This is a genomic window from Mycobacterium sp. E1715, from assembly GCF_001667625.1.
Lineage (GTDB): Bacteria > Actinomycetota > Actinomycetes > Mycobacteriales > Mycobacteriaceae > Mycobacterium.
This window is the reverse complement of sequence record NZ_LZJJ01000195.1, coordinates 1-12,115: the sequence shown is the minus strand read 5'-3', so window position 1 is coordinate 12,115 and position 12,115 is coordinate 1. Positions and strand designations below refer to the sequence as shown.

The following is a 12,115-nucleotide window of genomic DNA, read 5'->3' as shown; positions in this document are numbered from 1 at the left end:
TCAGCGGAAGCGGATATCCGCCGTCGCCAGCCCGAAGATCTTCCTACCGCCGGACTTTGCGACGACGATGACGACACCGGCCCGGGTCGCCGGGTCCAGTGACTTGATCCGTCCGCTGTATTCGATGTCTGCACCGTCGGTGGCCGAGACGATCGCGGGTTGGGCCAGCCGCACCGCATACCGGCTCACCGCGCCGGGGTCTCCCGACCACGAGGAGATGAAGGCCGCGCCCAAACCCATGGTGAGCATTCCGTGGGCGATCACGTCGGGCTGGCCTGCCAGCTTGGCGACGTTCTCGTCCCAGTGCAACGGATTGGCGTCGCCGGCGACACCGGCGTAGTTCACCAGGTCGCCGCGCGACAGGCGGGCGTGGTGCACCGGTAGCTCGTCACCGACTTTCAGGTCATCGAAGCACGCAGTGCCCGGGATGCGGTCCGTACCGGCTTGGGCGATCCGAACGTCACTCGCCTGGCGCACAGTCTTCCGATAGGCCGCTTCCGAGGTGTCGATTCCGGCGAGGTTCACGTCGTGCATCACCACGTTCTTCGCGGCCACCAGCATCTCCGGATCGACGTCGTCCGCGGTGACACCCACGACGGTGGTGTGCATGGTGTGCACCCGCTCGCCGGCGGAGTCGGTGAACGTGTTGGTCACGGTGATCAGGTCACGGCCGGCGACTCTGCGGACCGACGAGAGTTCGACGTCGGTGTGCAATTCGTCGCCCGCGACGATCGGTCGGTGCTGCTCGAAGACTTCTTCGGTCTGCAGATACATGTCATAACCGACGACGACCGATTCGAACAGGTGGCGATTGGCGACCATGCCGGGGATCGACGTGAACGTCAGCGGCGCCACCAGCCCCGAATATCCCAGCTCCGCGGCGGTCGCGACATCCCAGTGGGCGGGGTGGTAGTCCTGGACAGCCCGGGCGTACTCCCGCACTTTCTCCCCGGAGACCCGGTACGGTTCGTGGACCTGGTAGTAGTGGCCCACGCGGGATTCGAGCGTTGGCGTTTCGGCTGGTGCGGTCATTAATTGCTCAACATTTCTATCGACCGGTTCGCTGCGGCCGACGAAGGCACCCTAACCCGCAGAGACCCGCGACCATCGACGCGGTCGGTCGGCGAGCTGCGGCGAACGGGCGAGAGGCGCCGGCCCGCCGGCGCGCGTCTGGCCACGTAATGTCGATGGCCATGACCGTTTATGCCTTGAATCTCTTCGATGTGGCCGATGCCGAGGAGTACCGCGCATACTCGCGACGGTCGCCCGCCGAGGTTGCCGAGCATGGTGGTCGCGTTGTTGCGCTCGGCAGTTTTCAGGAGGCGATCGTCGGCGACATCGAGCCCCGCCAGGTGCTGATCCTCGTGGAGTGGGAGTCGCGGGAGGCCTTCGACAGCTACTGCAACGACCCGGACCTCGCCGACCTGCATCCGCATCGCGAGAACGGATCGTCGAAATACATCTGGCACCTGTTCGACCGTCTCGACGATCTCAGGCCCGTGCTCCGTCGATGAGCGTGGCCAGGATGGGGGACGGCCCCGCCTCCGGGTGCCCGGCCGGTTCAGATCTTGAGGTAGCCCTTGTCGGCGGGGATTTGGGCGGCGGTGACCAACGACGACGCGTCGCTGGCAAGCCAGACCACGATGTCGGAGACCATGTCGGGAGGCGCGAGGGACTCGGTCGGCAGTGCGCCGGGCGAGAAGCTGTGGATGTAGTGCGGGTGGTCCTGGAAGGTTTGGTACATCGACAGGTCGTTACCCATCGGGGTGTCGGTGCCGTATGGGTGCACGGAGTTGACGCGGATCCCGAATTCGCCGAGCTCGACGGCCAACGAATTGGTCAGTCCGACGACGCCGAATTTGCTTGCGCAGTAATGCCCACATCCGGGGACGGCCTTGATCCCGGCCGCGGAGCTGATGTTGATGATCGACCCACCATTGCCGGCCGCGATCATCACGGGCACAACGGATTTCATGGTGTTCCACAGTCCGGTGAGATTGATATCGATGGTCTCCTGCCACTGCCGGGGTGAAATCTCCCATACCCGGCCCCAATTCAGCACGCCGGCGTTGGCCACGACGATGTCGAGCCGGCCGAACTGTTCGATGGCATTCGCCACGATCCGCTGTTGGCCGGACAGGTCTCGGACGTCGACTTCGTCGGCGAAAATCTTGCGGCCCTCGCCCTCCACCAGATTGACGGTTTCGGCAAGATCTTCGGGTAGGGCGGATGGGTAGCCGTTGTGTTCGGCGACGGGTGCGCAGGCATCGATAGCGACAATGTCGGCGCCGGCCCGGGCGAGCCGGACGCAGTGGGAGCGGCCCTGGCCGCGGGCGGCCCCGGTCACGTAGGCGACTTTGCCGGCGAGGGGGGCGATTGGCTCGGTCACGCCGATAGCTCCTCTGCTTGCTGCGCTGGCTCGGAGTGTTTCGCCGATGATAAGCATCGCCGTTCCGACGTTTGACGAAATGGCAGAAAATTGGGATTGCCAAGTCAGGGACTCGACCGCGTCGCGGCGGCTGCGTGCGACAGTTACCGGATGACACGTGTCGCCGTGATCGGCGCCGGACCGGGCGGCTTGGTGGCGGCGCGCTGGCTGTTGTCGCAAGGGCTCGAGCCCACGATCTTCGAGCAAGGTTCGACGCTAGGCGGGCAGTGGGCGACGTCGGAGGAATGCAGCGGCATCTGGCCGGGCATGCACACCAACAGCAGCCGCACCATGACGGCCTTCAGCGACCTCGAGCATGACAGCGAACTCGTCTACCAACCCAACCGCGACATTCTCGACTATCTGCATCGCTACGCCGCCAAATTCGGTCTGACGTCACGCATTCGGCTGCGCAACCGAGTCGAACTGGTCAGCCGGGACGACAAGCCCGGCTGGCTCCTGCGCCACGCCGAGGGTATCGACAGATTCGAGCGAGTGGTGGTGGCCAGTGGCAGGTTCAGTGCGCCGGCGGTCCCCCCGGTCGCGGGGCTGGAGACTTTTTCCGGCTGCGCGGGTGCGACGACGACGTTCGGCTACCGGGACGGCACCGCATATCGCGGCAAGCGGATCTTAGTGGCCGGCTGCGCGATCAGTGCGCTCGAAGTCGCTTCGGAGATAGCGCAACTCGGAGCGGCGCACGTGGTTGTGACGCAGCGGCGGCAACGGTACGTCGTCCCCAAATTCGTTTCCGGCGTCCCCACCGACCATCTGCTCTATACGCGATACGGCACCCTGTCGGAAGAGCGCCTCCCGGCTGAGGACGTCGAGGGCCAGTTGAAGGAGATTGTGCTCGGGGCCGCGGGAAGCCCCGAGCAGTACGGAGCCCCGGCGCCGGACCCTTCGGTTCTCACGGCTGGCGTGACCCTCAGTCAGCATTATCTCCCGCTGGTCGCGGAGGGCCGAATCTCGGTGCGGCCGTGGATGAAAACGGTGGCGGGCAGGAGGGTGGTTTTCGCCGACGATCATGCGGAGGAGTTTGACGGAATCTTCTTCGGGACCGGTTTCAATCTGCGCCTACCGTTCTTGAGCGAAGACGTTCAGAAGGTTCTGGACCTCGACGCGGTGCACCTGGACGCGGACCGGTACACCTTCCATCCGGAGCTCCCCGGGCTGGCCTTCGTGGGGATGTGGGACCAGGCGGGCGGGTACTTCGTGCCGCTCGAGCTCCAGGCCAGGTGGATCGCCTACGCGTGGGGCGGTGTCATTCCGGCCGTGGGTGATCGCGAGCAGCGGCTGGCAATCAACGCCTACCGCGCCCGCCGGGGTGCGTCGCAGAAGTCGCGATTGAACCTCGTCGCCATCGCCTTCGCCCGGGCCGCGGGCGTGGAGCCGAGACTGGACAACTGGCCGAACCTGCGCCGCGCGTTGTTATTCGGCCCACTGGCGCCGAGTTGCTTTCGGCTGGAGGGACCTGACGCGCTTCCGGACGCGCCGGAGCGGTTTGTCCGAGAGGCCGCCCGGTTCGGTGCCATCACTTCGAATGACATGACAGAGCGCGAACAACGCTATTTGGCGGCGCTCTCTGACAGCCACCCCTAGTCCGCGGCGGCCAGCACGTCACGTACCGCATCGTCGACCGTGGCCAGCAAGTCCGGGTCGATACCGGCACGTCCGCGAACCAGGACCGAGGCGTTATTGGCCGGCGGCAGGCCCTCGGCCGGACACAGGCCGTCCGGCAGCTTGCCGATCATCGGCAACAACGCCACTCCGAGCCCCGACCGAACCGCCGCGTACAGGCCGGACAGGTCCCCGCACTCGGCGGCGATCTCGTAGACGATGCCGTGATTTTCCAGGATCGCGAAGGCCGGTTCGCGCAAGGTGCACGGCTCGGAGAAGACCACCAATGGTAGGGGGTCGCGCGGAAGCACCGACAGCGTTCGCGCCGAAATCCATTGCAGCCCAACTACTCCCGATGCGTTGGCGCGATCCAGGCCCGCGCCGTCGACCATGATCGCCAAGTCGACCAGCCCACGTTCGATCGAGTCGGCGAGCGACACGTTGCGGTCGAGTCGGAAGCGCACCCGCCGGTCGGGAAGCCGGTCTCGCAGGATGCCCGTCAGTCCGGCCAGCATCACGTCCGCGCCGTGCTCGGTGGCGCCGATCGTCAGAAGCCTGGGCTCCGTGGCGCCCAGGTCGTCGAGCGCCCTGTCGTGCGCGGACAAGATCGTCCTGGCGTGCCGCAGGGCCTTCAGTCCGATTTCGGTGAACACGATGCCGCGGCCGGAGCGTTGGATTAGCGGCTCACCGACGACGGCTTCGACTCGGCGCAGATGCTGGCTGACCGCGGACTGGCTCAGGTGCAGCGCGGCGGCGGCGCGGTGAAACCCGCCACAGTCGGCGACCGCGACCAGGCTGCGCAACGGCGCGATGTCCAGCACCTGGGCCATAACCGCACGATAGTCTGATCAGTGAATCTAATCAATCGTTGCGCCGGAAGCGCCGGTTTCGCGCAGCCGGATCGGAAATCGATAAGGCAACGCGATCAATCGCGATCAGCATTATTCGTTGGACGGTGGGCGGCGGTCTGAGCAAGCATGGGTCGCATGGACTTGACGCGCATGCCGCTGACCACCGCGTCGGCGGTGACGTTCCTCTACGCACTCGGTTACCCGATCGGGGTGCTGGCGGTGACCGCCATGGCGCCGATGGATGCCCTGGTGCTGCGATTTGCTTTGGCCGCAATCATTTTGACCGTATGGGCGGCCTTCGCCAAGGCGCCCTGGCCGCGGGGGGCACAGTTCGGCCACGTCGTGGTGGCAGGTCTGCTGATCCAGGCCGTGCAATTCTGCTGCTGCTACGAGGCCTTTCGGCTCGGGTCACCGGCGGTGCTGTGTGCGGTGGTGATCGCGATGAACCCCGTCGCCACGGCCATCCTGGCCGCGGTGTTCCTGAGCGAGCCGCTCGGGCGGCAACGGGTGGCCGCGCTCGCGCTCGGCGTCGTCGCTGTGCTCGCGGCGTGTGCCAGAAGGCTGACCAGCACCCACGGCCTGGACCCCGTGATCGTGTTGCTTGGCGTTGCGCTGCTTGGGCTTTCGGCCGGCGGCGTCTACCAACAGCGGTTTTGCACCGGCGTCGACTTCCGCACGATGAGCGCGATGCAGAATGCGGTCGCGCTGGTTCCCGCGGCGGCGCTTGCGTTGCTGACGCCGTTCACCGTGCATGACGTCCGGCAGGCGGCGATCGCGATTGCCGGCATGGTGCTGTTAAACGCGACCCTGGCGGTGAGCCTTTATGTCCGCGCCATCAACGCCCACGGCGCGGCGGCGGTGGCGATGCTGTTCGCCGTAATCCCCGCACTCGCCGGGCTACTCTCCTGGCTCATGCTGGGCCAGCGTCCCGACGTCGGCGTCGGGATCGGCCTGGTTCTGGGCGGACTGGCCTGCTGGCTCAACGGCCGGGGGGCACGCGCGCGCCGTGGGGCCGCGGGACGTGGGGCCGCGGGACGTGGGCCTGAACAGATCTCGGCGGCCGCGGTTGACCAGCGCATCCAGGTGTCGTGCGGGTCGCCATCGAGTGCGCGGGGGTAGCGCTCGATCGGGTTCGGATCCGGGTGCGGCGCCGCCCCGAAAAGCCCGTCGGACGCGCTCTTCCCAACGACTCCGCTGCGGCTACGGTGATGTCTATGACGCCGGCCGGCCGCTCGTCCGCAAACCCAGTGAAGCGGCGCCCGAGAGACCGCAAAGCGCAGATCGCGAGGGCGGCCGGCGATGCGTTCAGCGAGCTCGGATACCACGCGGTGAGCATGGAAAACATCGCCGCGCGGGTCGGAATCTCGGCGGCGGCGCTGTATCGCCATTCGCAGGGCAAATACGACCTGTTTCGCTCCGCGGTCCTGGCGCTCGGTCAGCTGCTCGTGGACGCCACCGAGTTCGCCGATCAGCTGCCCGCCGACGCCGATCCCCGGGAAACGCTGCGCGCACTAACTGCTGCCCTGATCGACACCACCATCGTCAACCGCACCGCGGGGGGACTCTATCGATGGGAGGGCCGCTATCTGCACGGGGAGGACGAGGAGGTGCTCACCGAGCAGGTCAGGCTGGTCAACCGGCGTCTGCAGCGGCCGTTGATCAGACTTCGGCCCAAACTGCAGTCGCGGCAGCGTTGGGTGCTCTCGGCGGCAATTTTGAGCGTCATCGGCAGCATCACCGATCACCGTTCCCGGCTCAGCAACGACGAGATCCGGGCGACGCTGGCCGACATCGTGGCCGCGATATCAAAGGTGGACGTGCCGGTGCAGCGGCCGAGCGAGTCGGAGCCGGCGCAAGCGGTGACGATGACGAGGGCCGTCGGCAGCTATGAACTGCTGTTGCACGAATCGATTCGGTTGTTCAATGACCGTGGCTATCGGGAAACCGGCATGGAGGAGATCGCCGCGGCCGTGGGCATACCGGTGGCCAGCATCTACCAATACTTCCCCAGCAAGGCCGCGATACTGGCGGTCTCCTATCGCCGCGGCGCCGACCAGCTCTCCGGCGACCTGTCCACGATCCTGGCCGCGGGCGGTGATCCGGAGCAGTCGCTGCAGCGGCTGATCGACGCCTTCATCGAGCGGCTGTTCGCCAACCCCGAATTGGCCCGCGTCTACTACACGGAGCGCCACAACGTGCCGGACAACGAAGCGGTGCTCCTCTACAACATTCACCGCTCCACCGTCGAATCCTGGGCGCGGCTGGCGGTGGCGGCCCGGCCCGGGCTGACGCTCGGCCGGGCGCGATACGCCGTACACGCCGCCTTCGCCCTGGCCGTCGACATCGGCCAGCTCGTCATCCCCGGCCCCGGCGAGCCCGCCCGCATGACGCTGCGCCGACTGATGGCGACCACGCTGCTCGGCGAATCCGCCACACCTTCCGGTGGGGCAGCCCAGGGCGGCGCGCGCCGCCGTTGATTCGGAAAGCAAGCCCGCGCGCGAATGACGCTGTACTTGTTGACGCGCCGGCGAGCGACGGTGCGCGTTAATCGGCTTCAAAACGCCCTCAGCGCAATAAACTCGTCCCCACCGGGCCGCACGGAATCTCAACAACGCCTATCCAACAATCCGAATTGCTATTAACATACGGGGAACGTCGGTATGGTACCTAGTCTCCGCGAAAGGCATGCCCGATGCTTCACAGGGTCCGTCAGCTGCTGGACTACCAGTTGACGATCGCCGAGCTGCTGGGTCTGGCCGTGCTGCTGGGCACGCCGTACCTCATCGTCGGGGTGATCTGGTCATCGACCCACACGAGCCACCTGCGCGACATGCAAGGTATCGATCTGGTCGTCTCGTTTCTCGGCTCGATCGTGTCCTGGCCGGTGCTGATCTTCGCCAACGTGTGCATGACCTAGGGCACGGGATGATCAAACGCGGACCCCTGGCCTTCGCCGCGGCCGTGGTGGCTTTGACGCTCGGGCTTCTCGCGCTGCGGTTCCCGGTATTCATCGACGAATACGATCAATTCGGTTGGCAAGTCAAATGCGGCAGCGGATTCACCACGGATTTGGCCCAGGCCGCGAGCGCTGACAGGGACGAAAGCGGGACGGCTAACTACGTCGGCCAATGTGACAGCGCGCTGATGATCAGGCGCGTCTGGGCGATTCCGGCGGCGGCGCTCGGCGGCCTCACGCTGGTGGGGCTGGCGGGGGTGGCGCTCGCACACGATCGCCGCAAGCTCCGCGAAGATCACGCGCCTTAAAACTAGTCGTATTGGCGCACAACCGCGTTCATCGCGGCCACGCCTAGCGCGTGCTCTCGTCGGGAAGGTCGCGCCGGGACTGGTGCCGCCCCGGCGCGTCCGGGTCCTCGTTCTGATGCTCGAGCTGCTCCTGCAACTTGCGCTGTTCCTCGGTCGCCTGCCGGGCGTCCTCGGGCGCGGGTGGCGGGTCGAAATTTACCTGCTGGTCCACGTGGATCTCCTCTGACCGTCAGCGATGCTCCAGTCAGGATCTCCCGAATGCCAGGCATCGAAACCTGGCCGGTCGTCCGCGCAGGCTAGCCCAGATGTGCGGACAGCAGCCAGGCTCCGATCGACTTGCGGCCGTTGCCCTCGTCACGAATGTCGGCACCCCCGAACGCCTGAAAGCCTTCCGCGACGCTGTCGGGCACGTTGGCGTGAATGCGCGCCGGCCGGATCTCGTCGATCACCCAGTACTTGGACACCACGTCCCGCAACTCGTCCTCGGTGACCGCATTGACCGGGCCGTCGGCCGGCATGCCCGCCCGGTCGAACACCAGCACGAAATACGAGGCGCCGGGGGCGGCGGCCCGCACGATCGACTGCTGGTAACCCTCGCGCAATTCGACGGGCATGGAGTGGAACAGCGTGGAGTCGACGATGGTCCCGAAACGGTCGTCGTAGCCGTCGAAGGAGCTGATGTCGGCGACGTCGAAGGTCGCATTGGCAAGGCCGCGCCGGGCGGCCTTCTCGCGCGCCAGCTTGATGGCGGTCGGCGACTGGTCGAGGCCCACCGTGGTGAAGCCACGCTCGGCAAGGAACAGCGACACCGCCGCCTCGCCGCAACCGGCATCGAGTACGTCACCGTGGAACTTCCCGGCTTCGATGAGAGCCGCGATCTCCGGCTGTGGCTCGCCGATGCTCCACGGCGGCCGATTACCCTCGCCCATCTCCGGGGCCTCGCCCTTGTAAGCGGATTCAAACATTTCCTGAGTCGGCTGAGTCATGCCACAGTTATATCAAGTGCGCTGATATATGTCAACGAAATTGATACCTGGCGCACGCGCTCACCCCGAGGATGGCCGTGCGGTAGCCGGAGTGTTTGCCGAACGAAGTCAGTTCGCCGTTGGGTACTTCGGGCCCCTTGGGCGCGATCGCCCGCTGTGCGGCGACCGCGGCTGCGGTGGCGCCGTCGGCCGGAAGCCGGATCCCAGCTCTCGCCGTCGGTAGTTAGATCATTTAAGCGGTTCGTGCCCCTGTGCGCCCGGGGGCGAAGATGACTATCGCGCACGGACATGTTGAGATCGGGTATGGCCGACGACATCGAACTGAGCCCGCGGGACTGGGTGCGCGAGCAGACCGAGCAGATCCTCAAGCAAGGCACCACCGACGGGGTCGAGATTTTCGATCGGCCCGTCGTCCTGCTGACCGTGACCGGGGCGAAATCCGGGAAGAAGCGGTATGTGCCGCTGATGCGCGTCGAAAACGACGGCCGTTACGTCATTGTCGCGTCGAAGGGTGGCGCACCCGAGCATCCGTTGTGGTACTTCAACCTGCAGGCCAACCCCGAGGTGACGTTGCAGGATGGCGAGAGGGTCGTGACGCTGAGGGCGCGCGAGCTCGAGGGGGCCGAGCGCGAAGACTGGTGGCAGCGCGCGGTCGAAGCGTATCCGCCGTACGCCGAATATCAGACGAAGACAACGAGGCAGATACCGGTCTTCGTCTTGGAGTAAACGGTCCGCCGCCCAGTCACTTTCGCCAACGGCTCGCGTCGCCCGCCATTCTCTTGGCCCGGCGAATTTGCGCCGCAAAAGATTTGCATTCGATATGCGCCCGGCCCGTCGTGTTGCGACCGGCCTGGCCGCCCCATACCTTCGGTACGCATAAGCCATAGCAGGCTAACCAGAACAATGATGTTCCCGGCGAATGTAATCGTCTGTGCTGCAGGGTTTTACATTGCACAATTCGGCGCGTTACGGGCAGGTCCCGAACGTGCCCTCATGCGTAACCCAGGGAGGGCCCATGCAACGCGTCGAGCAGCTGGGGGAACACGATACCGAGACGGACGCCCGCGGCGGCCGGTTTCGCGCGGCCATGCAGTACGACCTTCCGGCGTCATTGGTAGTGTTCCTGGTGGCGCTTCCGCTGTCGTTGGGTATTGCGCTCGCCTCCGACGCCCCGGTGCTATCCGGCCTGATCGCGGCGATCGTCGGGGGGATCGTCGCGGGGTGTCTCGGTGGGTCACCGTTGCAGGTGAGTGGCCCGGCGGCCGGGCTGACGGTCATTGTTGCTGACCTGGTATCCCAATTTGGCTGGGCCGTAACATGTTTGATCACAGTAATTGCCGGCGCCCTGCAAGTTGTGTTGGGTATCAGCCGGATTGCACGCGCCGCCCTGGCGATCTCGCCGGTCGTTGTGCACGCCATGCTGGCCGGCATCGGCATCACGATCGCCTTGCAGCAGGTGCACGTATTGCTGGGCGGTGAATCGCAGAGCTCGGCCTGGACGAACGTCGTCGGGCTGCCCGCGCAGGTCGTGGGCGCGCACCGGCCCGGGCTCGTGCTGGGCCTGCTTGTCATCGCCATCCTGATCGCTTGGCGCTGGGCGCCGGCTCGGGTGGCCAAGATTCCCGGTCCGTTGGTAGCCATCGTGGGCGTCACGGTCATCTCGGTCGTGTTGCCGTTCAACGTGTCCCGTATCCGATTGGAAGGCTCGGTGCTGGAGGCGCTGCAGCTGCCCCAGCTCCCGCAGGGTAACTGGGGGGCGGTCGTGATTGCGGTTATCACGGTCACGCTGATCACCAGCGTGCAAAGCCTGCTGACGGCGGTCGCGATCGACCGGATGCACACCGGGGCGCGGACCGACTTCAACCGTGAGTTGATCGGACAGGGCGCGGCGAACATGGCGTCGGGCGCGATCGGCGGGCTTCCCATCGCCGGGGTCATCGTGCGCAGCGCGGCCAATGTCAACGCAGGGGCCAAGACCCGGGCATCGACGATCATGCACGGGCTCTGGATCATGGTGTTCGCCGTGCCCTTCGCGGGATTGGTCGAACAGATCCCGACCGCGGCGCTCGCCGGCCTGCTCATCGTCATCGGCATCGAGCTGCTGAAGCCCGCGCACATCGAAACCGCGCTGCGCAACGGCGATCTGGCCGTCTATCTGGTGACCATAGTCTCCGTCGTTTTTCTCAATCTGCTACACGGCGTGCTGATCGGGCTCGCGGTGGCGGTCGCCGTGACCGGGTGGCGGGTAGTTCGGGCCAGGGTGGAAGCGAGGCCCGTGGGCGATGAATGGCATCTAATCATCGAGGGGGCATGCACCTTCCTGGCGCTGCCCCGCCTCACCGGGGTGCTCGCCACTATCCCCGAGCGCACCACGGTCACCGTCCACCTGCTGGCCAATTACCTCGATCACGCTGCGCACCAAGCGATCAGCGACTGGCAGCGCCGGCACTGCGCGACGGGCGGAGACGTAAACGTGCACAACCGGAAGCTGGAACCGTATGGGCGCGAGGGTAAGTCGTCGAAGTCCGAGCGCCGAGCGGCCCATCTCAGCCTGGTCGAAGCGGAGGCCGGCTAGTCCGCCCGGCCAGGCTCATCGATTCAGGTCGGCGGCGATCTGCCCCAACACGGCGAGGTGGTCGTCGACGGTGGACAGCCCCGCGTTCATCGTGTTGACCGATAGGTGGGTGGCGCCGGCATCTCGCCAGGCCGCTATCTCGCGGGCGGTCCGGACGCGGTCGCCGGTCCAGCTGACCCGGCCCTCCATGCCAAGCCGGTCCGCGTCGCGGCCGGCGGCCGCGGCGGCGCGCCGCACCTGCTCGCGGGCGTGGTCCAAACCGGGGCCGGGGGCGGTCATCGGGAACCAGCCGTCCGCGAGCCGGCCCGCGCGTTGCAGCCCGCGATCGGAGGCCGCGCCGATCCACACGGGAATGGGGCGTTGGACGGGCAACGGGGCCAGCCCCGCCGCGGTC

14 protein-coding genes are annotated in these 12,115 nt (G+C 66.4%); 8 read left to right on the top strand and 6 right to left on the bottom strand.

Annotation, left to right across the window (positions count from 1 at the left end):
* Complete coding sequence (locus A9X03_RS10900; RefSeq protein ID WP_067761366.1) at positions 1–1,032, bottom strand: fused (3R)-hydroxyacyl-ACP dehydratase subunits HadA/HadB; 1,032 nt, start codon at positions 1,030–1,032, stop codon at positions 1–3.
* Between the two features lie 161 nt (positions 1,033–1,193).
* Here A9X03_RS10900 and A9X03_RS10895 point away from each other — a divergent pair, with 161 nt between their 5' ends.
* Positions 1,194–1,514, top strand: a complete 321-nt coding sequence (locus A9X03_RS10895) for a DUF1330 domain-containing protein (protein WP_067761363.1) — start codon at positions 1,194–1,196, stop codon at positions 1,512–1,514.
* A 47-nt stretch (positions 1,515–1,561) separates the two neighbouring features.
* On the opposite strand, the gene A9X03_RS10890 is transcribed toward A9X03_RS10895, so the two are convergent.
* Positions 1,562–2,446 (bottom strand): mycofactocin-coupled SDR family oxidoreductase, encoded by an 885-nt coding sequence (locus A9X03_RS10890; RefSeq protein ID WP_067761360.1) that lies wholly within the window; start codon positions 2,444–2,446, stop codon positions 1,562–1,564.
* A 93-nt stretch (positions 2,447–2,539) separates the two neighbouring features.
* On the opposite strand from A9X03_RS10890, the gene A9X03_RS10885 reads away from it, so the two are divergent.
* Complete coding sequence (locus A9X03_RS10885) at positions 2,540–4,027, top strand: NAD(P)/FAD-dependent oxidoreductase (protein ID WP_067761357.1); 1,488 nt, start codon at positions 2,540–2,542, stop codon at positions 4,025–4,027.
* Here A9X03_RS10885 and A9X03_RS10880 read toward each other — a convergent pair.
* Positions 4,024–4,875: a LysR family transcriptional regulator gene (locus tag A9X03_RS10880; protein WP_067761354.1), complete on the bottom strand. Its 852-nt coding sequence runs from the start codon at positions 4,873–4,875 to the stop codon at positions 4,024–4,026. The genes A9X03_RS10885 and A9X03_RS10880 overlap by 4 nt on opposite strands.
* Before the next feature lie 156 nt (positions 4,876–5,031).
* Between A9X03_RS10880 and A9X03_RS10875 the strand changes: the two genes are divergently transcribed.
* From A9X03_RS10875 to A9X03_RS10860, 4 genes are all read left to right on the top strand, one after another.
* Positions 5,032–6,015, top strand: coding sequence for a DMT family transporter (locus tag A9X03_RS10875; protein WP_197696054.1), 984 nt, complete (start codon positions 5,032–5,034; stop codon positions 6,013–6,015).
* Between the two features lie 128 nt (positions 6,016–6,143).
* The gene (locus A9X03_RS10870) at positions 6,144–7,373 is read left to right on the top strand and encodes a TetR/AcrR family transcriptional regulator (RefSeq protein WP_197696056.1); all 1,230 of its coding nucleotides are present in this window, start codon (positions 6,144–6,146) and stop codon (positions 7,371–7,373) included.
* Between the two features lie 215 nt (positions 7,374–7,588).
* On the top strand, positions 7,589–7,813 hold the full coding sequence (locus tag A9X03_RS10865) for a hypothetical protein (RefSeq protein ID WP_067784965.1): 225 nt from the start codon (positions 7,589–7,591) through the stop codon (positions 7,811–7,813).
* 11 nt (positions 7,814–7,824) lie between these two features.
* On the top strand, positions 7,825–8,160 hold the full coding sequence (locus tag A9X03_RS10860; protein ID WP_197696055.1) for a hypothetical protein: 336 nt from the start codon (positions 7,825–7,827) through the stop codon (positions 8,158–8,160).
* Positions 8,161–8,203: 43 nt separating this feature from the next.
* Here the strand turns inward: A9X03_RS10860 and A9X03_RS29765 are convergent, their stop codons facing one another.
* Both A9X03_RS29765 and A9X03_RS10855 read right to left on the bottom strand, forming a co-directional pair.
* Positions 8,204–8,371, bottom strand: a complete 168-nt coding sequence (locus tag A9X03_RS29765) for a hypothetical protein (RefSeq protein ID WP_197499199.1) — start codon at positions 8,369–8,371, stop codon at positions 8,204–8,206.
* A gap of 85 nt (positions 8,372–8,456) precedes the next feature.
* A complete protein-coding gene (locus tag A9X03_RS10855) occupies positions 8,457–9,146 on the bottom strand; it encodes a class I SAM-dependent methyltransferase (RefSeq protein WP_068260987.1) in 690 nt (229 codons plus the stop codon).
* A gap of 303 nt (positions 9,147–9,449) precedes the next feature.
* Between A9X03_RS10855 and A9X03_RS10850 the strand changes: the two genes are divergently transcribed.
* The gene (locus A9X03_RS10850; RefSeq protein WP_068260984.1) at positions 9,450–9,872 is read left to right on the top strand and encodes a nitroreductase family deazaflavin-dependent oxidoreductase; all 423 of its coding nucleotides are present in this window, start codon (positions 9,450–9,452) and stop codon (positions 9,870–9,872) included.
* A 361-nt stretch (positions 9,873–10,233) separates the two neighbouring features.
* Positions 10,234–11,721, top strand: a complete 1,488-nt coding sequence (locus tag A9X03_RS10845) for a SulP family inorganic anion transporter (protein ID WP_231969103.1) — start codon at positions 10,234–10,236, stop codon at positions 11,719–11,721.
* Between the two features lie 15 nt (positions 11,722–11,736).
* Here the strand turns inward: A9X03_RS10845 and A9X03_RS10840 are convergent.
* A partial coding sequence (locus tag A9X03_RS10840) for an LLM class flavin-dependent oxidoreductase (protein ID WP_156736997.1) occupies positions 11,737–12,115 on the bottom strand: 379 nt, incomplete at its 5' end.